This window comes from Sphingomonas hankookensis (genome assembly GCF_001619955.1).
GTDB lineage: Bacteria > Pseudomonadota > Alphaproteobacteria > Sphingomonadales > Sphingomonadaceae > Sphingomonas > Sphingomonas hankookensis_A.
Genome location: NZ_LQQO01000034.1, coordinates 23,000 through 48,278 on the forward strand (window position 1 = coordinate 23,000; position 25,279 = coordinate 48,278).

Below are 25,279 nucleotides of genomic sequence, written 5' to 3' on the forward strand. Positions count from 1 at the left end.
CGGCTTGCCCCATAGAAGCCGCCTCCCCCGTCCATATCGAAGGGCCATCGGCCGTGCAAATTATCCGTCGACTGGAGTCGCTTCGCGAAGCGCTTGGCTCGTTTGCCGAGGCTGGCGAGGCCGTGGCACTGGTGCCGACCATGGGCGCGCTCCATGCCGGCCACATGGCGCTGGTCGATGCCGCCCGCCGCCTCGCCCCGCGCGTGGTCGTCTCGATCTTCGTGAACCCGAAACAGTTCGGCCCGAACGAAGACCTTGCCCGCTATCCCCGGCGCGAGGCGACCGATGCGCAGATGCTGTCCGACGCCGGCGTCGACATCCTGTGGGCACCCGAGGTCGAGGAAATGTACCCGTCGGGCTTCGCGACGAACGTCAGCGTGGCGGGCGTCAGCGAGGTGCTGGACGGCGCGCACCGCCCCGGCCATTTCGATGGCGTCGCGACCGTGGTCGCCAAACTGTTCGGGCAGGTCCGCCCGGCCGTCGCGCTGTTCGGCGAAAAGGATTTCCAGCAGCTCGCCGTCGTCCGCCGGATGACCGCCGACCTCGACCTGGGCGTCGAAATCGTCGGCGTACCGACCCAGCGCGAGGATGACGGCCTCGCTCTGTCGTCGCGCAACATCTATCTCGACGAGGCCGAACGCGCCCGCGCCGTCACCCTGCCGCGCGCGATGGGCGAGGCGAAGCGCGCGATCGAGCGCGGCGACGACGTCGCCACCGCCCTGTCCGCCGCGATCGCGACGCTCACCCGCGCCGGATTCGAACCCGATTACGTCACCCTGGTCCACGCCGACACGCTGCGCGACCCGGTGCGCGGCAAACCCGCGCGGTTGCTGGCCGCCGCGCGGCTGGGTTCGACGCGGCTGATCGACAATATCGCGGTGGAGTTCGAATAGGGCACTTCCATCAACGTCACCCCAGCGAAGGCTGGGGTCTCCCGGTTGGGAAACGCATCGCTTCGAAAGAGAAAGAATGGGTTCACGCGGAGGCGCGGAGGCGCGCAGGGGTTGCGACCTGCGCAACGTCACCCGCGACAGCGGCCTCCGTCCACGGTTGCCACGGGAAATGCGGTCTCCCGTTCGCAAAACGATCACCAAGAGCGCAACCCCTCCGCGCCTCCGCGCCTCCGCGTGAACCAACCTTCTTCTTCCTTGGCGTCGCGGCAGACCAGCGACGAAGCGCCTCGAACGCCCATCCGCTTTCCTACAACCCCAAGCCCTGCCACGCTCCGGCGGTTCTTTGCCATCGTCGAACGACCAGCAACCCCGGCGCGCAACGCCAGCGCCAGCCGTCAACTTTCGCTTCCCCAAGCCCACCCCACACGTCACCCCGGGCTTGACCCGGGGTCCCGCTCCTTCTTCTCACGTCGGACAAGAAGCGGGACCCCGGATCAGGTCCGGGGTGACGAGAAATGCAACGACGCACAAAAACGCCACTAGTGTGAACTTAGTGAACTTTGGCCGCAAAAAGCTCCACACCGGTCATGTAAGCAAACTGCGCGCGAGTGTGAACTTAGTGAACTTTGCCGCTCACCCGCTGTTGCGCAGCGCCGTCGCGATCGCGTTGATCGACAGCAGGATGCCCTCGCCGATCCGCGCATCCGCCTCGCCCGCGCGGTGCCGTTTCAGCAGCTCGATCTGCAACAGGTTCAGCGGCTCGATATAGGGCGTGCGCAACCGGATCGATGCCTCGAGCGCCGGACTCTTCTCCAGCAGCCGGGTCTGGCGCGTGACCGACAACAGCCCGTCATGCGTCGCCTGCCAGCCGCCCTGGATCCGGCCGAAGATCGCATCCGACAGCGCCTTGTCCTCGACAAGACCCGCATAGCGCGCGGCGACGTCCATGTCGGACTTGGCGAGCACCATCTCCATATTGGCCAGCGTCGCGGCGAACAGCGGCCATGCGGTCGCCATCTCGCGCAACAACCCCTTGTCCTCGAACCCGGTCAGCGCCGCGCCGACCCCGTACCAGCCCGGCAGCATGATCCGCGCCTGTGCCCAGCTGAACACCCACGGGATCGCACGCAGATCCTCGATCGCGTCCGACTTCTTCCGGCTCGCCGGGCGCGATCCGATCTTCAGGCCGGCGATCTCGGCGATCGGAGTCGCCTGGCGGAAGAAGGTGGTGAACCCCTCGGTGCCATAGACGAGGCCGCGATAGGTCTTGAACGCGGTATCCGACAGCGTGTCCATTGCCGCCGCAAAGCGCGCTGCATCTGCGGGCGACAGCATTTCGGGTTCGAGGCTGGCGAGCAATGTCGCCGAGGTCATCGCCTCCAGATTCGTCACCGCACTGTCGCGCGTGCCGTACTTGGCGGCGATCACCTCGCCCTGTTCGGTGATGCGGATGCGGCCCTGCACCGTGTCATGCGGCTGCGCCCGGATCGCGGCGAAAGACGACCCGCCGCCGCGCCCCACCGCGCCGCCGCGCCCGTGGAACAGCTGCATGCCGATGCCCGCCTCCTCGAACACCGGCGCCAGCGCGGTCGACCCCTTCGACAGCTGCCACGTCGAGGTCAGGTAACCGCCATCCTTGTTCGAATCGGAATAGCCGATCATCACTTCCTGATGACCCCGCTTGCGGGCGATGGCGGCGACCTCGGGCAGCGCCAGCCACTTGGTCATGATGTCGGGCGCGGCTTCCAGATCGGCGACCGTCTCGAACAGCGGGATCGCCATGATATGCGCCTGCGGCTCCCCGCCCGGCACGTACAGGCCCGATTCCTTCAGCAGCAGATGAACCTCCAGCAGGTCCGACACCGACTGCGCCATCGACACGATGTAGTGGCGGATGCACTCGCGGCCGTAGCGGGCATGCGCCGCCGCCGCCTCGCGCAGGATCGCCAGTTCGGAGGCGGTCTGCTCCGAATAGTCGGCATAGGGGCTGACGAGCGGGCGCGGGCTTTCCAGCTCGCGCCGCAGCAGCGCCACCCGCGCCTCCTCGTCCAGCGCGACATAATCGTCCTCGACGCCCGCGACCTTCAGCAGTTCGGCGACGACGCTCTCATGGATCACGCTGTTCTGGCGCATGTCGAGCGTGGCGAGGTGGAAGCCGAACGTCTCGACTGCACGGATCAGCCGGCCGAGCGCCCCGCCGGTCGACAACGGCCCATTGCCCTGCTGCACCAGCCCGCGCGCCAGCGTGGCGAGGTCGGCGCGGAACGCCGCCGGATCGGCATAGGGCTCGCCGGTCAGGTTGCCCGGACGCGGCGCCGCCTTGCCGGTCAGCTTCTGGTGCGTGGCCGCCAGCCGGGCATAGATACCGCTGATCGCCCGACGGAACGGCTCGTCGGCACGGGATGCGGCATTGTCGCCGCTCTTGTCGGCCAGCGCCGCGATCGCCTCGTCCACGGCGACATGTTCGGTCGAGATCGACAGCTCGGCGCCCAGGCTGTGGAGCTGGTCCAGATAATAGCCGAGCACCGCCTCCGCCGCCTTGGCCAGCGCCAGGCGCATCGCCGCGGCATCGACGAACGGGTTGCCGTCGCGATCGCCGCCGATCCAGCTGCCGGGCTTCAGGAACGATGGCGGCCGCTCGCCCAGCACCCGCTCCCACCGGGCATAGAGCGCCGGGAGCGTCGGCAGGAAGATGTCGCGCAGATAGCTGAGCGCCGTCTCCACCTCGTCGGCGACGTACAGCCGCTCACGCCGCAGCACGCGGGTCTGCCACAGCAGCGCGATCTGGCGCAGGATCGCCTCGTCCACCCGGTCGCCTTCCGGCGTCTCGTCGCGACCCTGGTCCTTCAGTTCCATCAGGTCGGCGATGCGGTTCTTGTGGTCGATCATCGACTTGCGCCGCACCTCGGTCGGGTGCGCGGTCAGCACCGGCGCAATCAGGGCGTGGTCGAGCAAGGCCCGCACCGCATCCGCGCCGATCCCCTCGGCCTTCAGTTTCTCGATGGCGGTGGCGACATCCGCCCCCGGCTCGGCGGCGATGCCCTGCCGGTCCTCGGCCAGATTGGCGAGCATCGAGAACATCATGAACCCGCGCACGAACGCGATGGTGTCGTCGAGGCTGAGGCTGTCCAGCCCCAGGTCGATCGTATCCGCCCCGGCCACGCCGCGATGCCGGTCGACGGAGGTGGAGCGGATATGCTCGATCCGCTTGAACAGCGCCTCCCCGCCATAGGTACGGATGACATCGCCCAGCAGCCGGCCGAGGAAGCGGATGTCGGGATTGTTCGTGATGGGGGGCAGAGTCGTCATGGGGACACTTGCTGCAATGCGGCAGGATGCGGGTCAAGGCACGATGTCGCGGGTGGCCTAAAGCCTTGCCATCGCGTACATCGCTCACGCTGCACATGCTCGCGGCGGACCGTTCGAGGGAATTGACCGATGCCGACGCCGATGACTGCCTGGTGGCAGATCTGGACCGATGCCGCGCGCACCGGGCTGCAATTCTGGGAAACGCTTGCCGCCTCCGCCGTGGTCATCGATCGGCGGATGCCGATGATCGACGCCGGGATGCGCAATCCGTGGACCGCCGATCATGTCGAACTGACCGGCATGGTCACCGAAAAGGCGACCGCCTTCGCCAAGGCCGGTGACTCGCTGGCGGCCGACATGTCGGCGATGCAGGGCCTGTGGTTTCAGGCGATGCAGGACGCGTGGTTGCTCGGCACCGCCGGCCGCATGCCCTCGGCCAAGCGCGTGGCGGCAAGCAACGACCGCGCGATGCGGCTGGCGGCCGGGATGATCGGCGCGGGCGGCCGCGCGCTGACCCCGATCCATGCCAAGGCGACGGCGAACGCCAAGCGGCTGGGCGCGAAGCGGTAAGCCATTGCCATAGATCTTTTCGTCATTCCCGCGCAGGCGGGAATCCATATGCGCCGACGGTTCGTCTACATCGGGACGTCAGCGTCTATGGACTCCCGCCTTCGCGGGAGTGACGAATATGGGTGACATAGAGCGACTGGGACCGGTCCCCCAAAAGAGTCCGCAACCGCACATTGAACCGTTCGCCGCGCGTAACGTTTAAGCGGTCAGACCTTCGTTCAGGACGACCCGCGCCATTCCTCCGCCCCGCCCCGCCGCATCACTTGCGCCAGTCGAGCACGGGCCAGCCGCGCCTGCGTGCCAGTGCTTTCAGCGGCGCATGGGCGTTGACCGGGAACGGCTCGTCCGCCCATTCGAACACCGGCGCGTCGGACACATGGTCGCTGTAGAAGCGTACCGCGACATCGCCGCGCGCGATGCCCTGCCCTTGCGCCCACGCCTCGATCGCGCGCAGCTTGGCCGCGCCATAGCAATTCTCGCCGTCGATCCGCGCCAGCACGTCGCCGGTATCGCCCCGCGCGCAATCGGTGGCGATCACCGCGTCGAACCCCAGCAGCTGTGCGATCTCCTGCGCGTAGAAGCGGTAGGATGCGGTGGCGAGCACCAGCATCCGCCCCTCCGCCCGGTCCGCCTCGATCCGTGCCTTCGCCCCGTTGAGCAGACCGGTGGCGACCGTCGCTCGCGCAAAGGCGCGCGCCGTTTCGATCAGCCGGGCATCGGGCACCGCCCGGCCGAGCACGAGGCGGTGGGTCATCTCCTTCAACCGGTCGCGACCGTAGAATTTCAGCGCATAGCCCGCGACCGCGATGCCCGCGATGGGCAGCAGCCACAGCGCGCCGCGCCCCCGTTCCTTGAGCGCGTGGCGCAGGAACGGCGTCCATGTCGCGACGCGGGTGATGGTCTTGTCCATGTCATAGATGGCGAGGTCGCGGTGGCCCATGGCGCTTGCGCGTACCACCTTGCCGCGACGTCGCAAATCGCCGATGGATGCCATTGATGAGCGCTTCCGCCGATTTTTCGCACGACCGGACCGATGGCGGTGACGTGCTGCGGTTCACCGGCAACCTGTCGCTCAGCACGGTCGGCGACCTGCCCGACCGGCTGAGCGGCTATGACGGCAAGGTCGACCGCATCGACCTGTCGGGGGTCGACCGCATCGATACGGTCGGCGCATGGGTCATCCACCGCTTCGCCCGCGACCGCAACGTCACGATCGACGGGCTGAACGCCGACAGCCAGCATCTCTTCGACCAGGTGGCCGCCGCCGACGATCCCGTCGTGCGCAAGGACAAGGCGCTCAGCCCGCCCCTGCGCGCGCTGGAGGAGATCGGCGATGCGGTCACAGGCAGCGCCCGCCAGCTGCTCGGCCTGCTCGGCTTCATGGGTGCGACCGTCCTCGCCTTCCTGAACGTGCTGCGCCATCCGCGCCGCTTCCGCTTCAACGCGACGGTGCAGCGCTTCGAGGTCGTCGGCGTCTCGGCGCTGGGCATCATCGGACTGATGAGCTTCCTGATCGGCATGGTCATCGCGCAGCAGGGCGCGGTACAGCTGCGCCAGTTCGGCGCTGAGGTGTTCACGATCAACCTGATCGGGCGCCTGACCTTCCGCGAACTGGGCGTGCTGATGACCGCGATCATGGTCGCCGGGCGCTCCGGATCGGCCTTCGCTGCGCAGCTCGGCACGATGAAGCTGACCGAGGAAATCGACGCGATGCGTACCATCGGCGTGTCGCCGATGGAGGCGCTGGTCCTGCCGCGCGTCATCGCCGCGATCGTGATGATGCTGCTCTTGGGCTTCTACGCATCGATCATCGCGATCATCGGCGGCGGGCTGCTCAGCTGGGCGCAGCTTGGCATCCCGCCGATCACCTTCGTCACCCGCATTCGCGAAGTGGTGCCCATCACCGACCTCTATATCGGCCTGATCAAGGCACCGGTATTCGGCGCGATCATCGGCATTTCGGGCTGTTTCCACGGGATGCAGGTCGAAAGCGACGCCGAACAGGTCGGCAACCGCACGACCGCGGCGGTGGTGCAGGCGATTTTCCTCGTGATCGTGCTCGACGCCTTCTTCGCCATCTTCTTCGCATGGATCGGCTGGATATGAGCGACGACACCGACGCCATCATCCGCGTGCGCGGCCTCAAGAACCAGTTCGGCGAACAGGTCATTCACGAAAATCTCGACCTCGACGTGCGGCGGGGCGAAATCCTGGGCGTCGTCGGCGGGTCGGGCACCGGCAAGTCGGTGCTGATGCGCTCGATCATCGGGCTGCAAACGCCTGCCGCCGGCACGATCGAGGTGTTCGGCGAAAACACTATCGGCCGCGAAGAGACCGAAGCGACCGAGATCCGCAAGAAATGGGGCGTGCTGTTCCAGGGCGGTGCGCTGTTCTCCACGCTGACCGTCGCGGAAAACGTGCAGGTCCCGCTCAAGGAATTCTACCCGAAGCTCAAGCCTGCGCTGCTGGAGGAGATCGCCGGGTACAAGGTCGTCATGACCGGCCTGCCCGCCAATGCCGGCCCGAAATATCCGTCCGAACTGTCGGGCGGGATGAAGAAGCGCGCCGGCCTCGCCCGTGCGCTGGCGCTCGATCCGCAGCTGCTGTTCCTCGACGAACCGACCGCGGGATTGGACCCGATCGGCGCGGCGGCGTTCGACGAACTGACCGCCTCGCTGCAGAAGACGTTGGGGCTTACCGTCTTCCTCATCACCCACGACCTCGACACGCTGCACGCCATCTGCGACCGGGTGGCGGTGCTGGCGGACAGAAAGGTCATCGCCGTCGGCACGATCGACGAATTGCTCGCGCTGGATCACCCGTGGATTCAGGAATATTTCAATGGACCCCGTGGCCGTGCCGCCACCGATGCACAGGATCGCATTGCAAAGGCGCATGACCACAATCGCGATGCCGGAACCGAACCGGCCTCGCCGCAAGCCCAGAGGCGCTGATGGAAACCCGGTCGAACCATGTCCTTGTCGGCGCGGTGGTGCTGATCCTGCTGGTCATGCTGGCGCTGTTCACCGTGTGGCTCGCCCGCATCGGCGGCGGCCGTGAAAAGGAATATGACGTCTTCTTCAAACAGGCCGTCGACGGCCTCGCGAAGGGCTCGCCGGTCTCCTTCTCGGGCGTGCCGGTCGGTCAGGTCGAAGATATCGCGCTGTGGCCGAAGGATCCGCAATTCGTGCGCGTCCGGCTGAAGGTCAAGGACGAAACCCCAGTCCTGCTCGGCACGACCGCGACCATCGTCGGCAGCTTCACCGGCGTGTCGACCATTACGCTCGACGGCGCGGTCCGGGGCGCCCCGCCGATCGCCTGCCCCGAAACCAATCCCGAACAGCAATGCCCGATGGGCGTGCCGGTCATTCCGCCCAAGGCCGGCGGCGTCGCTGCGCTGCTCAGCTCCGCGCCGCAGCTGCTCGAACGCGTCACGACGCTGACCGAACGGCTGGCCGACGTGCTGTCGGACCGCAACCAGAACTCGATCGCCGCGATCCTCGACAGCACCAACCGGCTGACCGATGCGCTCGCCGATCGCGGTCCCGAAATCGCCGCGACGCTGGCCGAAACCCGCATCGCCATCCAGCGTGCCGGGGTCGCCTCGCAACAGATCGGCGAACTGGCCGCGACCACCAACGGCGTGCTGGCCAACGACATCCAGCCCACGATCCAGCAGCTTAATCGCACCATCGCCAGCGCACAGAAGAGCGCCGATACGCTCAACGAAGCGATCGGCGATGCGAAGCCGGGGCTGCAGGCGTTCAGCAAGCAGACGATCCCGCAGGTGAACCAGCTGGTCGGCGACCTGCGCGCGATGACCGGTGCGCTCGCCTCGGTCGCGGAAAAGGTCGATCAGGGCGGCGCCACGGCGCTGGTCGGTCGCTCGAAGCTGCCCGACTACGACCCGAAAAAGAAGTGACGCGGAAGACGAGGATGAGGCCCGCCATGAAGAAGCTCTCGGTTCTGCTGCTCCTGCCGCTCGCGGCGTGCATCCGCTTCGGGGCGGAACCGCCGCCCGCACTGCTGACGCTGACCCCGGCCGCGCCGGTCGCCGCCGGGCAGACGCAGAACTCGGCCGCTGCGCGCTCGATCACCGTGCAGGTGCCGGTCGTCCCGCAGGAATTGGCGGTGACCCGCGTGCCGGTCCAGTCCAGCCCGACGACCATCGCCTATGTGAAGGAAGCGCAATGGGTCGAACCGCCCGCGCGCCTGTTCGCGCGGCTGCTGTCGGACACGCTGACCTCGCGCGCGAACATGGTCGTGCTCAGCCCGCGGCAGGGCTTCACCGATCCCGGCGCGCAGCTGTCGGGCGAACTGCGACAATTCGGCATCGACGCAACCCGCAACGAAGCGGTCGTCGTCTATGACGCGACGCTCCAGCGCGTGAACGCGACGACCTTCGAAAAGCGCCGCTTCGAAGCGCGCGTGCCGGTAACCGTGATCGACGCGAACAACGCCGGCCCTGCGATCAATCAGGCCGCGAACACCGTCGCCACCGCCGTCGCCGACTGGGTTCGTCGCTGATCTGATGCCCCTGCATAACTGGCTGCTGTTCGTGGCCGCCGTGATCGTGCTGTGCGGCACGCCCGGCCCGAACATGCTCCATGTCCTCTCCCGCAGCGTGGCGCTGGGCTGGCGCGGCAGCTTGCCGGCGATGGCCGGGTGCCTGACGGCTCTGGTCGGGGTGCTGGCGGCATCCGCGGCGGGGCTGACCGCGCTGCTGACCGCCGTACCCGGCCTGTTCGACGTGCTGCGCTATGCGGGGGCAGCCTATCTCGCATGGCTCGGTTTTCGCGCGCTGACCACACGCGCCGCATCGGCCGATGCGCCGTTGCCGGCGCTGCCGCCCGCGCGACTGTTCCGCGGCGGCTTTCTGGTCGGGATCAGCAATCCCAAGCTGCTGCTGTTCGCCACCGCCTTCCTGCCGCAGTTCGTCGACCAAGCCCGGCCACAGGCACCGCAGTTCGCGATCCTCGTCGCGACCTTCGCGCTGGTCGAATGCCTGTGGTACGCCGCCTATGCGCTGGGCGGCCGATCGATCGCCCGCCACCTGACCCGCCCGCGCGTCCGCCGCTGGTTCGACCGCGCGACTGGCGGCATCTTCCTCGGCTTCAGCGCCGCGCTGCTCGCCTCGCGCGTCTGATTTCTACCGGACCGGCGCCTTGCGGACCGGCGGCATCGCATTGCACACATCGGCCCCGCCCGCCGGCACCGTGAAGAACGGCGGCTCGCGATTCTCCCGCCCGCGCAGCCATGCGGCGAACCGCGCATTGTCGGCCGCGCGAAACTGATAATGCGGGCGCTGCGCAGCCGGCATGTCGCTGGCCAGCCGCACCGACAGGATCGGGGTCGGCACCTGATCCGGCGCATAGAAGCCCATATTGCCGGTCCCGCGCGGCAACGAGGACAGAAACTCCATCCCCTCGATCACCCGCCCAACCAACGCGATATTGCGGTCGAGATGCCGCGGCGCGTGGCCGATCACGGTGTACAGCTCCGCCCCGCTACCGGTGCTGGGCGCCATGTCCCGCCCGACCCCGACCATCGCATAGCAATGCGTCAGCCACGCCGCCTTGCCATCGCTCGCCACCGGCCAGCCATCCGCGCTATGCCCGCTCTTCGCCGCATAGGGGTCCGGCCGCGTCATCCGCGTCACCGCATCATAGCGGCTGCCGACATATTCGGCGGGCGGATTGGCGACGACACCGGCGGGCAGCGGCTTCTTCTCGGTCACGTCGCCCCATTGCGTGACGTAATTGTCCTGCACGCGGTACACCGACGTCCCGTCCCACCAATGCGCCCGCGCCAGCTTGCGCAGATTGTCGACATGGACCGGCGCGTAGCGCGGCGCCAGCCGGATCACGACCCGTCGGTTGCCGGCAAGCGTCATTACCATCAGTTCGTCATCGGGAATCGCCCGCCAGTCGGCCTCGACCGGATCGGCCGGCGCAGGCGGCGCCGCGGCAGATGCAGTGGACTGGAGCAGGGCGGCGATCAGCGAGACGATGTGCATGCGCCATGCTGGCACGCATATCGTCTGTCCTGCAACTGCCGCTTGCCAGAAATCGCGCCGCGCCCTAGGGAACCCACCTTCCGGCAATGCGGAGCGGTGGCCGAGTGGTCGAAGGCGCTCGCCTGGAAAGTGAGTATACGGCAAAACCGTATCGAGGGTTCGAATCCCTCCCGCTCCGCCATTCGACAAGGTCTTAGGCCGAACCCGCTAGGGCAACCGCAGGCAGCGACATGCCGGTCAGCCAGTCGCATCCGACGGACGCCCCCGCCCGTCAGATGCGACCGCTCGATCAAACCCGCAGCGGACCGTTGGCGACGGGCGGGTCGAATTGTGGGACGCCGTCGGCATCGTAGCGGACCGGTTGGACCCGCGTATGGCGGTTGGGATCGAATAGCGGGTCGCCGGTGATCTTTTCATAGTCGCGCGCGTGGAACACGATCATGTCGCGGCCGCGTTCGTCGACGGTGAAGCTGTTGTGGCCGGGACCGAAAATCCTGCGGGCCGGATCGGTCTTCATCACCGGTACCGGCGATTTGGTCCACGCCGTCGGGTCCATGATATCGGCATCGTCGCGCGCAGTCAGCATCCCCAGACAATAGCGCGCATCGGTGGCGCTGGCCGAATAGGTCATGAACAGCCGCCCGTTACGCGCCAGCAGCGCCGGCGCCTCGGCAACCTTGTAGCCCCGGATTTCCCATGGAAGCGTCGGCACGGTCAGCCGCGCAGGCTTCGCGGCCAGCGTCAGCGGCGTCGCCAGCGGTGCGAGGTACAGGTTCGAATTGGTGTCGATTCCCGGCTCGCGCTGCGCCCACGCCAGATAGCGGGTGCCGCGATGGACGAAGCTGGTCGAATCAAGGTTGAAGCTGTCCCATGGCGTCTGGAGCTGGCCCAGCACGGTCCAGTTGCCCATCATCGGATCGGGGCCATCGCACACCACGGCATAGGTGCGGATGCGGAACACATCCTCGCCGCCGCCGCTGGGGCCGGCGGCGAAATACATGATCCACTTGCCGTCGATCCAGTGCAGCTCGGGCGCCCACAGGAAGCCGGACATCGGCCCCTTCGCCTCATGCCGCCACAGCACCTTTTCCGACGCGTTGGTCAGGCCGCCGATGGTCCGCGCGCGCCGCAACACCAGCCGGTCATATTCCGGTACCGACCCGGTCAGGTAATACCAGCCATCGGTGTGGCGAAAAACCTGCGCATCGGCGCGGTTCTTGACCAGCGGGTTGACGATGCCGTTCGGGCGGCGGCGCTGCGCGAAGGCAGGCAGCGTTGCGGCGGCGGCAGTAACGGCCGCCCCGCTCAGGAACAGGCGGCGCGATAGCGGATCGGTCACGGGCATCTTCTCCTTCATTGCGCGGTCGGCCAGCCATCGCGGCCCCATTCGAGGGTCGCGACACGCAGGGTCGGCGCACCGTCATTGTCCTTGTCGTAGGCGTGATGGACGAGGCGGTCGACGCCATCGGTCCCACGATAATGGCCGGCGTGTCCCGGCCCGCGGAACCGTCTCTGTTCCTGCAGGTCGGCGCGCAGCAGGATCGTGCCGCCACCGGCCAGCATCGAGCTGCCGTCCTTGCCCAGATAGGGGCCGGTGATCGACTTCGATCGGCCGATCACGGTGTAATAGGTGCTGTTCACGCCTTTGCAGCAATAGTCGTAGCTGGCGATCAGCCAGTAATAGCCGCCACGGGCAAAGATATAGGGCGCCTCGATGATCGACGGTGCGCCGGCCGGCACCGGGCGGCTGGCGAGCGTCAAAGGTCTGGCGCGCGGGTTCAGTGGCTTGCCGGTGGCGCGGTCCAGCTCGACCAGCTTCAACCCGCTCCAGAAGCTGCCGAAGGACAGCCAGTGCCGCCCCTGGCCATCGGCGATGAACGCCGGGTCGATCGCATTGTAGTCGTCGGTGGGCATCGACTGCAGCACCACCCCCTCGTCCCGCCAGCCATAGCCGGGCGCGGCGGGGTCGAGCGTCATATTGGTGGCAAGCCCGATCGCCGAGCGGTTCGACCCGAAGGTCGAAACCGAATAATAGAGCCGGTAGCGCCCGTTCACGAAGGATATGTCGGGCGCCCACATGTTCTTCGCCCCCGGTATCGCCAGCACCGCCCAGTCGGGCAGCGTGGCGAAGGGCGGCGTGCCGGCGCGCCAGTGGACGAGGTCGGGCGAGGTGCGCGCCGCGATCAGCCCCTGCCCGTCCTTGCCGATCCCGGTCGAAAAGACGTGCCAGGTGCCGCCCTGCCGGATCAGGACCGGATCATGGACCGGGCGGATGTCACCGTCAGGCGCCGGGGCCTGGGCCATCGAGCCACCGGCCAGCAGCAGCGCGGCGAGCGGCGCGACGAACCGGGCCATGTTACTGCGCCACCGGCCAGCCATCGGCATCCCAGACCAGCTTCTGGATCTGCAGCGTCGGCGCGCCGTTCCGTTCGCGGTCATAGGCGTGATAGACGATGTGATCACCGGTTGATTCCTGCAACACGGCGACATGGCCGCGCCCGACATAGCGGGCATTGGTCCCCTGCCCCGATGCCAGCACCAGCGTGCCGCCGCCGTCGAGCATCGATTTGCCGCTCTTGTCGAGATACGGACCGGTTGGCGTCTTCGACCGGCCGACGACGGTGTTGTAGGTGCTGTCCGCGCCCTTGCAGCAGCTGTCGAACGCCGCGAACAGATAATAATAGTCGCCGTGCCGCACCACGAACGGCGCCTCGATCGCGCCGGGCGACGGACGGCTGGCCAGTGCGTAGACCGTCTGGTCGCTGGCGAGGCGCAGGCCGGTAGCGGGATCGAGCCGCACCATCTTGATGCCACTCCAGAAGCTGCCGAAGGCCATCCATTCGCGGCCATCGGCATCGGTGAACACCGCCGGATCGATCGCGTTGAAATTGTCGGACGTGCTCGACTGGATGACCGGGCCCTTGTCGGTCCAGCCTGTCGAGGGGGTGTTGGTGTTCAACGCATTGGTGGTGGTCAGGCCGATCGCCGAGCGGTTGCTGCCGAAGGTCGAGACCGAATAATAGAGGCGGAACTCGCCACCGCGCTTGACGATATCGGGCGCCCAGATGCCGCTGGTGCCCGGCACCGCCGTCGTCGCCCAGGCGGGCAACGCCGTGTAGGCCGGCCCGCGCCACGTCCACCCCTTCAGGTCGGTCGAGGTGCGCGTCGCCAGCAGCCCTTCGCGATCGCTGACCGAACCGGTCGCGAACAGGTAATAGGTGTTGCCGTCCTTGATGATCGCAGGGTCGTGTACAGGCATGGTATCGCCGGTCAGCGCCAGCCCGACCGGCGTCGGGCTGGCCGTGGGAGTCGGTGTAGGCGTGGGCGTCGGGGCCGGCGCGGCGGGCGCCTTGATATTGCCGCTGGCATCGCTGCCGGAAATACCGTTGCAGCCGGCGAGAAGGACGAGGGCGGCGAGCGGAAGGGTGGACCGGATCATGGGTGGGTCACTCCGTCAGAATAGAATGGGATCGCGAAGGGCGGCGGGGCGCTGGCCCCGCCCGCCCGGTCAGTCGAACGCGTAGCGCAGGCCGACCGCGAAGGTCCGCGACAACAGCGTGGTGCCGAGATTGAACTGGTTCTGGTTCCCGGCATCCTCGAACTTGTAATAGTTCTGCTGCGTCTGGCTGGTCAGGTTGACCGCATCCAGCGTCAGGCCCAGCCGCTTGGTGACGTCATAGGTCAGCTGGAAATCGAGGCTGCTTTCGGGCCGCCGCCATACGCCGATCGGGTTGGCGAACAGCCGCGCCTCGTTATTGCCGAGGAACGCCTTGCGCCAGACATAGGACAGGCGGGCGCCCAGACCGCCCTTATCATAGGCGAGCGTTGCATTGTACGACAGGTCGGACACGCCGAAGAATGCCGATTCGGTTTCGGCGACGATGTTGCCGTTCTGGTCCGAGATGGGGATGTTCTGCTTGGAATCGAGCAGCGTCATGCTGCCCTGGAAGCCGAAGCCGTCCAGCACCCAGGGCAGATAGGTCGGGAAATAGGTCAGGCCCAGCTCGATGCCCTTCAGCACGCCGTTCGATGCGTTTTCGGGACGGGTCACGGCAAAGCGGTTGGTGTTCAGCCCGGTGCCGGGGATGACCAGCAGCGAGGTGACCGGCACGACCAGCCCATCGATCTCGCGACGGAAGGCGGTGGCGTAGAGCGCACTGTTGCGTTCGAAATACCATTCGGCCGACAAGTCGTAGTTGCGCGCGGTGGTCGGGCGCAGGTTCGGATTGCCGGCGCTGCCGCTGCCGCGCCCGACATTGGTCAGGTCGCCGACCAGGTTGGGATTGGGGTTGAGATCGCCGAACGCCGGACGGCGCAGCGTCTCACCATAATTGAAGCGGATGCGGAAATCGTCGGTGATCTCGTAGCGCAGCGTGGCGCTCGGCAGGAAACGGCTGGTGCCGTTCGACGCGCTGGTCACCCGGCCGTTATAGCGGTCGGTAAAGACGAAATTGGTGTCGACATCGGTGTAGCGCACGCCCGCCTGGACGAAGAACGGTCGTCCGAACAGGTCGAACTGCCCGTCCGCCATCGCATAGGCGGTCATCGTGATCTCGTTGATGTCGAACACATCGGTCAGGCTGAGCGCGTTCGACAGCTTGAACCCCGGTGCGACGCTGCCCTTGTAGAGCTGGCGGATCGCATCGACATTTTCGTAGATATAGGTGCCGTTGGGGACCAGCCACGACGTCGGCACGCTGGCGCGCCCGTCGAAAAAGTCCTTGTTGAGCAATTGCAGGCCCGGATCGAGCGTCGACAACCGCCGACCGAGCCCGGGCGCGTCCTGCGCCCGCACCGAATCCATCGCATTGCGATCGTCGATGCGGATGCCGGCCTTCACGCGGCGCAGGAAGCCTTCGTCCCAGCGGTTCTCACCATCCAGATGCAGGGTAAGGGCGTCACCCTTCGACCGGTTGGCGTTGTCGTAGAATTCGCCGACATTCCACTGGGTCGGGTCGGTCAGCAGCGCGTTGTTGTCGAAATTATAGGCGGGAATGCCGTTGCGGGTGTTGAAGTCGACATCGATCCGCTTGGCCACGCGATCGATCCGCATCGCCAGGAACTGCGTGTCGAACTGGCTGTTCTGGTACGACAAGTCGGCGGTGATCCGCGCATTGTCACCGACCTTCCAGTCGCCGTTCAGCGCATAGACGAAGCTGTTGGTCTTCGACCGGGTATAGTCGCCGCTGTTGAAGCCATAGACGTCGCCGACCGAGCGCGCCTTGATGATGTTGGTGTCGGGATACAGCTCGATCGTCGATTTGGGGTTGGCGCCAAGCGACCCCCACCAGTCGACGAAGCTGAAGAACAGGCTGTTCTGCGTCGTCGCGCTGAACTGGTTCCAGAAGACTTCGGCGGTGTAGGTCGAGCTGTTGTTCGGCGACCATTGCACCGCGGCGTTGACCGCCGGACGCTCGCGCGTGCCGGCGACGTCGGGGCTGAACACCGCGTCGCGCGACAGATAATAGGGCACCTGCCGCCCACCGAGCAGGAAGGTCGATCCGGCGGCATAGGGCAGGCCGCGCTCGGTCCCGGGCACCCAGGCGCCGCTTTCGGGGAAGACCCGCTGCAACGGGGTGAAGCCCGGCGGCGGGTTTTCGGTCACAAACGGCACCATCGCGCCCGACGTCACGCTCATGTCGCGGAACTTCGTGCGCGCATAGCTGCCGCTGACCAGCACGCCGATGTCGCCGATCCCGGTTTCCCAGCGGTTGCTGATCAGGCCCGATACGTTCGGGTTAAAGCTGTCGGCCTGTTCGTTGTAGATGCCGCGCGCGACGCCCGAGATGGCGAAGCCGTTGAAATCGAACGGACGCCGGGTGAACACGTCGATCTGTCCGGCAATGCCGGTTTCGATCTGGTCGGCGGCGCGCGTCTTGTACACGTCGATCCGCTTGACGAGGTTCGCCGGAATATCGGCCAGCGCAAAGGCCTGACCCGATGCGGTAAAGATGTTGCGCCCGTTCATGGTGGTCAGCGCGTCGGGCAGGCCGCGGATCGAGATCGCCGCCGCTTCGCCGCCGGTGCGGTTCGTGACCTGCACGCCGCTGATCCGCTGCAACGCTTCGATCGCATTGTTGTCGGGCAATTTGCCGACATCCTCGGCCACGATCGAGTCGACGACCTGCGTCGCGTTGCGCTTGACGTTCAGCGCGCCGACGATCGAGGCGCGGACCCCGGTGACGACGATTTCATCCTCGGCTTCGGACGTGACCGACGCGACATCCGGCGACGACTGGACTTCCGATGTGTCCTGTGCCGATGCCGGTGATGGCAGAAATGCCAAGGCCGAAACCGACGCCAGAATCGTAGCTATGCCGCGCATATATCCCCCCCAAACGATTTTCTGTTTTTATAATACTCTGACAAATATCAGCTGATTGCGTGTTGGCAATCGAAAAAAAGCGGCACAGCTTCGGATCATCGCGCCGTTATCGCTAACAACAACTGGACGCGATTACCGAAGAGAGGCCGGACTGTTCGGCGGATTCGTTTGTCTGACTATCGGATGCCGATGGTCGATATGCTCGATGGTGCATGACCGGCATAGTGGCAGCGGCGGCGGCGAAGCGGTACGAAGGCGTCATGCCGATCGTCGCCTTGCTCGCCGCTGCCACGGCGCAACCCGTTGCCGAAGTGCGCGTCGCGTTCGACCGACAGGGCGAAACGGCGGTCGTCACGCGTGGACTGGCCGATATCGCCGCGAACCGTCCGGTCACCGCCGATGATCCGGTCCGCGTCGCGTCCATTTCCAAGCTGGTAACGGCGATCGCGGTGTTGCGACTGGTCGATGCCAAGCGGCTCGATCTCGATGCGGACGTATCCGATCTGCTCGGCTGGCGGCTGCGGCATCCGCGTTTTCCCGACGTGCCGATCACGCTGCGGATGCTGCTGTCGCACCGGGCGGGGATCGTCGACGGGGTCGATTATGTCCTGCCGCTCGATGCCGAACTGGCCCCGGTGCTAGCGGATCCGAAAGCATGGGACGCCGCCCATGCGCCGGGTACGTGGTTCGCCTATGCCAATCTGAACTTCCCGATCGTCGCGAGCGTGATCGAACGCGCGACCGGCGAACGGTTCGACCGGGCGATGCAGCGGCTGGTGTTCGCGCCGCTGGGTATCGAGGCCTGCTATAACTGGGCGAGTTGCGCGCCGGGCGTGTCGGCGCGGGCGGTGGTGCAGTATCGCGCGGGCAAGCCGACCAAGGACGACCATCATGGCCGCCCGCCCGCCTGCCCGGTCGAGCCGGCGCGCGACGGTTCGTGCGACCTGTCGCGGTGGCGTGCGGGGGTGAACGGGGCGATGTTCTCGCCGCAAGGGGGGCTGCGCATCTCGGCGCGGGGGCTGGCGGCGATCGGGCGGATGCTGTTGCGCCGGGGCCAGGGGGACCGCGGGCGATTGTTGTCCCCACGCGCCTTTGCCCTGCTGACCACGCCGCAATGGACCTGGGACGGGACCAACGGCGACACCGGCAGCGATGCGACGACGGGAGCGAAACAGGCGGGGTTCATGTGCCGCTATGGGTTGGCGGTGACGTTCCTTGCGACGCCGGTGCGGGGGTGCCGTGACGACCCGTTCGGCGACGGGCGGATGCGGATCGGTCATGCCGGTGACGCCTATGGCCTGCGCTCGGGGCTGTGGGTCGATCTGCGGCGCGGGACCGGCGTCGCCTATTTCGCGACCGATGTGCCGGTGGCGGCGGCGACGGGGTCGGCGTTTACGCCGACCGAGGAGCGGTTGGCACGGGGAAGGTGATTTTGCCTCCCCTGCTCCCTTCGCGCCCCACCCCCGACCCCCGACCCCGTTTGCTTCGAGCGCAGGTTCGAGCCTGTCGAGAACCGTAGTCGAGAAGGGGTTGCCCCGAACACAGGGTTCTCGACGGACGCTTCTCGACAAGCTCGAAACTGCTCGAACCGAACGGGGGTAACAAAACCGAGCGGACGTGGCCCCTCAATGCTTCTTCGGCAGGACGTGCAGTACGCCGGCGATGACCCCGCCGATCAGGACGCCGAACACCGCCGCGCCGGCCGCGTTGACGATCCATTCCAGCACCCCGCCCAGCCCCGGCACCGCCTCGGCCACATGATGCGCGGTGTCGTGGACGAGGTGCGGCAACGTGGCGAAGCCGAACTCCTCCAGCCCGTGCAGGATGATCTGCCCGCCGACCCACAGCATCGCCGCCGTGCCGATCAGCGCCAGCGCCTTGAGCACCACCGGCATCGCCTTCACCAGCCCGCGCCCGACACTCTGCGCCAGCGCGCTCGACCGGCGGGCCAGCGCCAGCCCGATATCGTCCATCTTCACGATCAGCGCGACGACGCCGTACACGCCGATGGTGATCGCGATGCCGACCACCGCCAGCGCGATGCCCTGCATCCAGATCGACAGCGCGGGCAGTTCGTTGAGCGCGATGATCATGATTTCCGCCGACAGGATCATGTCGGTGCGGATCGCGCCGCTGACCTGCGTACGCTCCAGCTCGGCCGGGTCGGTCGGGGTCGCCGCTTCCTCGGCATGATGACCGCCGAACAGCGGGGCGAGGACCTTTTCCGCCCCCTCGAAGCACAGGAACGCGCCGCCCGCCATCAGGATCGGGGTGATCGCCCAGGGCGCGAAGAATTTGAGGATCAGCGCGGCGGGCAGCAGGATCAGCAGCTTGTTGCGCAGCGACCCCAGCGCGATCTTGCCGATGATCGGCAGTTCGCGCGCAGGCGACAGGCCGACGACATAGCGCGGGGTGACCGCAGCATCGTCGATCACCACGCCCGCCGCCTTGGCCCCGGCGCGTCCGGCCGCCGCGCTCACATCGTCGAGCGATGCCGCCGCCAGCTTCGCGATCGCCGCGATATCGTCGAGCAGCGCAACCAATCCACCAGCCATCGCCTGTCCCCTAGTTCCTCGGCCCGACCGGTAGCGGCAGCCGTGCGGCAACGCCATGGACAGTGGGCCACAAATTTTTTGGTTAACGGGTCGAATGGCTCGACGACGTCCGCCAAGCATGACAAATTTGATGCGCGATCGTATCAAACCATTGCTGGCGCGCCGCTTTATGGAAAGTGCCGTCATCGACACACGCATAACATCGAGGCCAGTATCGGCGTCTTGCGGGTCCGCGGTTAACATCCCTTCGGGAATAGTTAAAATCCCGGCAAGGTCTTCTTAAAGCCGGGTCTCTACGTGGTGTCGTATACGAGTAGGCCTAATTCCGTAATTTGCGGACTTCGGCTCTCGCATAAGGTCGGGAGAGAAGTATGCGGTCGACAATCAAGGCGAAGCTGGGAGTGACGTTCGCCATCATCGTGACGATGCTGATTGCCATCGTCGCGATCGGCGTCAGTCAGATGTCGCACATGAATACGGATATCGTCGACGTCATCGACGGCCCGGCCAAGCGACAGGCCCGGTCGCTGCGCGTACAGGTTGAGGTGAACGAAATCATTCGCCTCGAAAAGAACATGGCCCTGTCGAAGGATCCGGCACAGGTCCGCGAGTTCGATCAGGAATCGCTATCCAAGATCGCGGCGACCAGCGACCTGATCCGACAGGCGGTGGAAAACGCGTCGGCGACCGCGAAGCCGCGCTGGACCGAAGTCTCGGTGGCATGGGAAAAAGTCAAACAGATCAATCAGAACGTCCGCACCCTTGCTCTTGCAGGCAAGGGCGACGATGCAGGGCTCCTGTCGCTTTCTCAATCCCGCGACGCCGTCAAGAATATGTACGGCTCGCTCGACGAAATCGTTTCGATCAACGATGGCTTGATGACCGAGGCAAAGACCAAGACCGCCGCCAGCTATGAAGATGCGCGGACGATGCTGGTCGGTGTCGCCATTGCTGCAATCCTGATCGCGGTCGGCAGCGCGGTGTGGGTCAGCCTGATCGTGTCGCGTGGCCTGAAGCAGTTGGGCAGCGCGCTGACCCAGGTCGCCGGTGGTGATCTGACCCAGACGATCACGGTGCGGAGCAACGACGAGATCAAGGATTTGGTCGACACGACCAATTCGATGATCGAGCGGCTGCGCAGCGTGGTCGGCAACAGTTCGCTGGCGGCGGACAGTGTCGCGGGGGGCAGCCAGCAGCTCTCCGCCTCGTCGGAACAGGTCAGCCAGGGCGCGACCGAACAGGCTGCCGCTGCCGAGGAAGCATCCGCTTCGATGGAAGAGATGGCCGCCAACATTAAGCAGAACGCCGACAATGCCGCCCAGACCGAGAAGATCGCGCGCCAGTCGTCGAAGGACGCCGAGGCGAGCGGCGTCGCGGTCGACCGTGCGGTCGGTGCGATGCGGGTCATCGCCGAGAAGATCGGCATCGTGCAGGAAATCGCCCGCCAGACCGACCTGCTGGCGCTGAACGCGGCGGTCGAGGCGGCGCGCGCCGGCGAACATGGTCGCGGCTTCGCGGTCGTCGCATCGGAAGTCCGCAAGCTGGCCGAACGCAGCCAGACCGCCGCTGCCGAAATCAGCGCGGTGTCGGGCGACACGGTGCAGGCCGCGGCACAGGCAGGCGAGATGCTGACCAAGCTGGTCCCCGACATCCGCCGGACCGCCGAACTGGTCGCCGAGATCAGCGCCGCATGCCGTGAACAGGATATCGGCGCGTCACAGATCAACCAGGCGCTGCAACAGCTCGACACCGTCACGCAGCAGAACGCGTCGGCATCCGAACAGATCACCTCGACCTCCGAGGAACTGGCGGGTCAGGCAGAGGAGCTACAGCAGAGCATTTCCTTCTTCCGCGTCGACGACGGCAGCGGCAAGGCGGCGAAGCGCCCGGCGGCACGCAAGCCGGTGGCCGCCAAGCCCAAGGCGGCCGCCCGAGCCAAGCCCAACTCGGTCGCCGACCAGCAGGCCCGCGCGCGCGGCTTCGCGCTCGACCTGACCCAGGGCGGCCCGGATAGCGACGACGTGACCTTCGAACACGCCGCCTGACCGGACGGCACCGCCCGAACCGACGATCCGCCGCGTCTTTCACCAAAGCCGGCGGATCGCCCTCCCCTTCGCGACGGCGCGTCACGCCAACGGCGAAGGGACCACGCATCAAACGCCCGCAAACAATATCTCAATTTTTGAGATTTAGTCTGGCGGACAACACCCGGGGAATAATGGGTGACCGGAAACCAGACATGTTAGGGAATTCGATGAAACGCGTTACGATAAAGACCAAGCTATCCGCGACATTCGGAGTCGTATTGTTGATGATGCTGGCGATCATCATCCTCAGCGTCTCGCGAATGTCGGCGATGAACAGCGGCCTGGTCGACGTGATCGAAGGCCCGGCGACGCGACAGGTTCGCAATCTCAATATCAAGGTGGCGTTGCTCGATATCGTGCGGTTCGAAAAGAACATGGCACTGACCGATGACGACGCCCAGAATCGCGAATTCGCAAACAGCGCGGCCACCCGGGTTACCGAACTCGATTCGCTGCTGAGCGATGCGATGGCCAATTCGACCGAACGGTCGAAGGCCGATTGGGCGACGGTCGCGAACAACTGGAACGAATATAAGGCGATCAACGCCCGGATCCGCCAACTGGGCCTGGAAAACAGGAATGCCGAGGCCGCGCGCCTGAGCCTGACCGATGCACGCGACCGGGTGGTGACGATCGCCAAGACGCTGGACGTCCTGATCGGACGCAGCACGTCGCGCATGGAAGAGGCCAAGGCCGAGGCCGCCGCAGCCTATAGCCAGGCCCGCCTGATCCTGATCGTTGCCGGGCTGCTCGCCTGCGCAATCGCCATCGCCGGCGCGCTGTGGATCAGCCGGATCGTTGCGCAGGGGCTGAAGCGGGTCAGCGTCGCGCTGGACGCGGTCGCGGTCGGCGACCTCGACAAGGAGGTCGTCGTCACCAGCAATGACGAGATCAAGGACCTGGTCGACACCGTCAACCGCATGACCGCGTCGCTGCGCAAGTCGGCAGAACTGGCCGATACGATCGCGCTGGGCGACCTGTCGGTCGACCACAAGCCGCTGTCGAACGAGGACCGGCTGGGCCATGCGATGGTCAAGATGGTCGACGGCCTGCGCCAGTCGGCGGCACTGGCCGACACCATCGCGCTGGGCGACCTGTCGGTCGATGCGAAGCCGCTGTCGGACAAGGACCAGCTGGGCCATGCGGTGGTGTCGATGCTCGCCGGTCTGCGCAAGTCGGCCGCGCTGGCCGATACCATCGCCGCGGGCGACCTGACCGTCGATCACCAGCCGCTGTCGGACAAGGACCAGCTGGGCAACGCGCTGGTGTCGATGACCAAGCGGCTGCGCAATGTCGTGGGCGACGCGACCGCCGCTGCCGACAATGTCGCGGGCGGCAGCCAGCAGCTCTCCGCCTCGTCGGAACAGGTCAGCCAGGGCGCGACCGAACAGGCCGCCTCTGCCGAGGAAGCCTCCGCTTCGATGGAAGAGATGGCGGCGAACATCAAACAGAATGCCGACAATGCCGCCCAGACCGAAAAGATCGCGCGCCAGTCGTCGAAGGACGCCGAAACGAGCGGCATCGCGGTCGATCGCGCGGTAGGTGCGATGCGGACCATCGTCGAAAAGATCGGCATCGTGCAGGAAATCGCGCGTCAAACCGATCTGCTGGCGCTGAACGCAGCGGTGGAGGCGGCGCGTGCCGGCGAACATGGCCGCGGCTTCGCGGTCGTCGCATCCGAAGTCCGCAAGCTCGCCGAACGCAGCCAGGCGGCAGCCGCCGAGATCAGTTCGGTGTCGAGCGATACGGTGCAGGCGGCGGCGCAGGCCGGCGACATGCTGACCAAGCTGGTCCCCGACATTCGCCGGACCGCCGAGCTGGTCGCCGAGATCAGCGCCGCATGCCGCGAACAGGATATCGGCGCATCGCAGATCAACCAGGCGCTGCAACAACTCGACACGGTGACGCAGCAGAACGCGTCGGCAGCCGAACAGATCACCTCGACCTCCGAGGAACTGGCGGGTCAGGCCGAGGAGCTGCAGTCGAGCATCGCCTTCTTCCGGGTCAAGGCCGAACGCCACGAAGCGACGCGGCGCCCGGTGCGCAAGCCGGCCAAGGCGGCGGCGCCCAAGACGAGGATCAACACCGTCGCCGACCAGCAGGCCCGCGCGCGCGGCTTTGCGCTCGACCTGACGCAGGGCGGGCCGGACGACGACGACGACGCTTTCGGACAGGCAGCCTGACCTGACCGGCGCGCCGCCCCCCGCCATGGGGGCGGCCGTCGCGATCGCAGGCATCGACAGGGGGACGTTGCATGGGACGGAACTGGTTGGGGAATGCGGCGATCGGGACGGCGATGGCGATGGCGATGCTGGTCACGCCGGCACGGGCGCAGGACGAAGCGGCCGGGCCGCTGGCCATCGACCTGGTGTACAAAGGCGATGTGGTCGGGGTGGCGGCGGGCGATGCGCGCGGGGCACGCTATCTCGACAATCTCGACCTGCTCGCCTCGCTCGACCTCGACCGCGCGGTCGGCTGGCGGGGCGGCACCGCCTTTGCCAGCCTGCTCAACAATCTGGGCGGGCGGCCCAACGACATCGCCGGCACGTTGCAGGGCGTGAACAATATCGAGGTCGCCGGGGCCGACCTGCTGCTGTACCAGGCATGGATCCAGCAGAGTTTCGCCGATGACCGGCTGTCGGTGCTGGTCGGCAGATACGACCTGAACAGCGAATTCTACGCCAACGACGCCGCGTCGCACCTGATCGCGCCGGCATTCGGCATCGGGTCCGAACTGGCGGCGACCGGTCCCAACGGCCCGTCGATCTTTCCGCGCACCGACCTTGCCATCCGGCTGCGCGCCGGGGACGAGCGGAACTATGTCCAGGCGGTCGCGATCCGTGCGCCGCGCGGCACCACCGACGATGGCGGCCGGCGTTCGACGCTGTTCGTGGCGGAGGCCGGGTGGCAGGGGCGGCTGTCGTTCACGCTGGGCGGCTGGGCCTATAGCCGGCGCCAGCCGCGCATCATCCCGCCGGGCGTCACCACCGGCCCGGGCGAGGCGGCGTCGCACGGCGTCTATGCCTCGGTCGAGACCGATCTGGCCGGACAGGCCGACCAGCCAGGGCATTGGCGCGCCTTTGCCCGCGCCGGATGGTCCGATGGGCGGACGACTCCCTTTGCCGGCGGGTTCCAGCTCGGCGTGACCGGGCGGGGCATCGTTCCCGACCGGCCCGGCAGCCAGCTGTCGATCGGCGTGGCGAGCGCCGACCTCAGCACCCCCTATCGCCAGGCCAATCCGCCGGGCGAACCGGCGCTGGCCGGATCGGAAGGGATGGTCGAGCTGACCTATAGCGACGCGGTGCTGCCGTTCCTGACGCTGCAGCCCGACGTGCAATATGTCCGCCGGCCGGGTGGTTTGCAGGATGCGGACGATGCGGTGGTGCTGGGGCTGCGCGCGATCGTGGCTTGGAAGGCGCTGTAGGGCGGGTCAGCACGTGGAGCGCGCCGCGACGCTCCACAACGCGTCGCTCCGGGCTTGACCCGGCCTCCCGCGTTTTACCGCGCAGAAGAAGAAGCGGGAC

Annotated in this window: 18 protein-coding genes, 1 tRNA gene and 1 pseudogene; 12 read left to right on the forward strand and 8 right to left on the reverse strand. The window is 66.7% G+C overall.

Annotated elements, in window-relative coordinates; all coding sequences use genetic code 11:
* Positions 1 to 53 precede the first annotated feature (53 nt).
* On the forward strand, positions 54 to 893 hold the full coding sequence (gene panC / locus AVT10_RS12085) for a pantoate--beta-alanine ligase (RefSeq protein ID WP_066691718.1): 840 nt from the start codon (positions 54 to 56) through the stop codon (positions 891 to 893).
* Positions 894 to 1,526: 633 nt separating this feature from the next.
* On the opposite strand, the gene ppc is transcribed toward panC, so the two are convergent.
* A complete protein-coding gene (gene ppc / locus AVT10_RS12090) occupies positions 1,527 to 4,202 on the reverse strand; it encodes a phosphoenolpyruvate carboxylase (RefSeq protein ID WP_066691720.1) in 2,676 nt (891 codons plus the stop codon).
* Positions 4,203 to 4,331: 129 nt separating this feature from the next.
* Between ppc and AVT10_RS12095 the strand changes: the two genes are divergently transcribed.
* Positions 4,332 to 4,772 (forward strand): hypothetical protein, encoded by a 441-nt coding sequence (locus tag AVT10_RS12095; protein WP_066691722.1) that lies wholly within the window; start codon positions 4,332 to 4,334, stop codon positions 4,770 to 4,772.
* 259 nt (positions 4,773 to 5,031) lie between these two features.
* Here the strand turns inward: AVT10_RS12095 and AVT10_RS12100 are convergent, their stop codons facing one another.
* Positions 5,032 to 5,766 (reverse strand): HAD family hydrolase, encoded by a 735-nt coding sequence (locus AVT10_RS12100; RefSeq protein WP_232308010.1) that lies wholly within the window; start codon positions 5,764 to 5,766, stop codon positions 5,032 to 5,034.
* Positions 5,767 to 5,768: 2 nt separating this feature from the next.
* Here AVT10_RS12100 and AVT10_RS12105 point away from each other — a divergent pair, with 2 nt between their 5' ends.
* The 5 genes from AVT10_RS12105 to AVT10_RS12125 are packed head-to-tail and all read left to right on the forward strand — an operon-like array spanning position 5,769 to position 9,918.
* The gene (locus tag AVT10_RS12105) at positions 5,769 to 6,878 is read left to right on the forward strand and encodes an ABC transporter permease (RefSeq protein ID WP_066691723.1); all 1,110 of its coding nucleotides are present in this window, start codon (positions 5,769 to 5,771) and stop codon (positions 6,876 to 6,878) included.
* Positions 6,875 to 7,726: an ABC transporter ATP-binding protein gene (locus AVT10_RS12110; protein WP_198158585.1), complete on the forward strand. Its 852-nt coding sequence runs from the start codon at positions 6,875 to 6,877 to the stop codon at positions 7,724 to 7,726. Before AVT10_RS12105 ends, AVT10_RS12110 begins: the two co-directional genes overlap by 4 nt.
* Entirely contained in the window at positions 7,726 to 8,694 is a 969-nt protein-coding gene (locus AVT10_RS12115) for an MlaD family protein (protein ID WP_066691728.1), read from the forward strand. Before AVT10_RS12110 ends, AVT10_RS12115 begins: the two co-directional genes overlap by 1 nt.
* Positions 8,695 to 8,720: 26 nt before the next feature.
* Positions 8,721 to 9,299, forward strand: coding sequence for an ABC-type transport auxiliary lipoprotein family protein (locus tag AVT10_RS12120; RefSeq protein ID WP_232308011.1), 579 nt, complete (start codon positions 8,721 to 8,723; stop codon positions 9,297 to 9,299).
* A 4-nt stretch (positions 9,300 to 9,303) separates the two neighbouring features.
* Positions 9,304 to 9,918 carry a LysE family translocator gene (locus AVT10_RS12125; protein WP_066691731.1) on the forward strand — a complete coding sequence of 205 codons (615 nt, stop codon included), beginning with the start codon at positions 9,304 to 9,306 and terminating at the stop codon, positions 9,916 to 9,918.
* 3 nt (positions 9,919 to 9,921) lie between these two features.
* On the opposite strand, the gene AVT10_RS12130 is transcribed toward AVT10_RS12125, so the two are convergent.
* On the reverse strand, positions 9,922 to 10,788 hold the full coding sequence (locus AVT10_RS12130; protein ID WP_066691733.1) for a peptidylprolyl isomerase: 867 nt from the start codon (positions 10,786 to 10,788) through the stop codon (positions 9,922 to 9,924).
* A gap of 90 nt (positions 10,789 to 10,878) precedes the next feature.
* On the opposite strand from AVT10_RS12130, the gene AVT10_RS12135 reads away from it, so the two are divergent.
* Positions 10,879 to 10,969 (forward strand) — tRNA-Ser (locus AVT10_RS12135).
* Between the two features lie 117 nt (positions 10,970 to 11,086).
* Here AVT10_RS12135 and AVT10_RS12140 read toward each other — a convergent pair.
* The 4 genes and pseudogenes from AVT10_RS12140 to AVT10_RS12155 form a co-directional block, all read right to left on the reverse strand.
* Positions 11,087 to 12,127 (reverse strand): annotated as a pseudogene (locus AVT10_RS12140) (glycoside hydrolase family 43 protein); the annotation flags it as partial.
* 14 nt (positions 12,128 to 12,141) lie between these two features.
* Positions 12,142 to 13,143, reverse strand: coding sequence for an arabinan endo-1,5-alpha-L-arabinosidase (locus AVT10_RS12145; protein WP_066691735.1), 1,002 nt, complete (start codon positions 13,141 to 13,143; stop codon positions 12,142 to 12,144).
* Between the two features lies 1 nt (position 13,144).
* Entirely contained in the window at positions 13,145 to 14,227 is a 1,083-nt protein-coding gene (locus tag AVT10_RS12150) for an arabinan endo-1,5-alpha-L-arabinosidase (protein WP_066691737.1), read from the reverse strand.
* Positions 14,228 to 14,296: 69 nt separating this feature from the next.
* Complete coding sequence (locus tag AVT10_RS12155) at positions 14,297 to 17,113, reverse strand: TonB-dependent receptor (RefSeq protein WP_066691739.1); 2,817 nt, start codon at positions 17,111 to 17,113, stop codon at positions 14,297 to 14,299.
* A 212-nt stretch (positions 17,114 to 17,325) separates the two neighbouring features.
* Here AVT10_RS12155 and AVT10_RS12160 point away from each other — a divergent pair, with 212 nt between their 5' ends.
* Positions 17,326 to 18,543, forward strand: coding sequence for a serine hydrolase domain-containing protein (locus AVT10_RS12160; RefSeq protein WP_232308012.1), 1,218 nt, complete (start codon positions 17,326 to 17,328; stop codon positions 18,541 to 18,543).
* Between the two features lie 195 nt (positions 18,544 to 18,738).
* Here the strand turns inward: AVT10_RS12160 and AVT10_RS12165 are convergent, their stop codons facing one another.
* Positions 18,739 to 19,668, reverse strand: coding sequence for a DUF808 domain-containing protein (locus AVT10_RS12165; RefSeq protein ID WP_066691741.1), 930 nt, complete (start codon positions 19,666 to 19,668; stop codon positions 18,739 to 18,741).
* A 371-nt stretch (positions 19,669 to 20,039) separates the two neighbouring features.
* Here AVT10_RS12165 and AVT10_RS12170 point away from each other — a divergent pair, with 371 nt between their 5' ends.
* The 3 genes from AVT10_RS12170 to AVT10_RS12180 all read left to right on the forward strand — a co-directional run bounded on the left by AVT10_RS12170 (position 20,040) and on the right by AVT10_RS12180 (position 25,179).
* A complete protein-coding gene (locus AVT10_RS12170; protein WP_066691751.1) occupies positions 20,040 to 21,713 on the forward strand; it encodes a methyl-accepting chemotaxis protein in 1,674 nt (557 codons plus the stop codon).
* Positions 21,714 to 21,922: 209 nt separating this feature from the next.
* Positions 21,923 to 23,938, forward strand: coding sequence for a HAMP domain-containing methyl-accepting chemotaxis protein (locus AVT10_RS12175; RefSeq protein WP_066691754.1), 2,016 nt, complete (start codon positions 21,923 to 21,925; stop codon positions 23,936 to 23,938).
* A 71-nt stretch (positions 23,939 to 24,009) separates the two neighbouring features.
* The gene (locus AVT10_RS12180; RefSeq protein ID WP_066691756.1) at positions 24,010 to 25,179 is read left to right on the forward strand and encodes a carbohydrate porin; all 1,170 of its coding nucleotides are present in this window, start codon (positions 24,010 to 24,012) and stop codon (positions 25,177 to 25,179) included.
* Positions 25,180 to 25,279 lie beyond the last annotated feature (100 nt).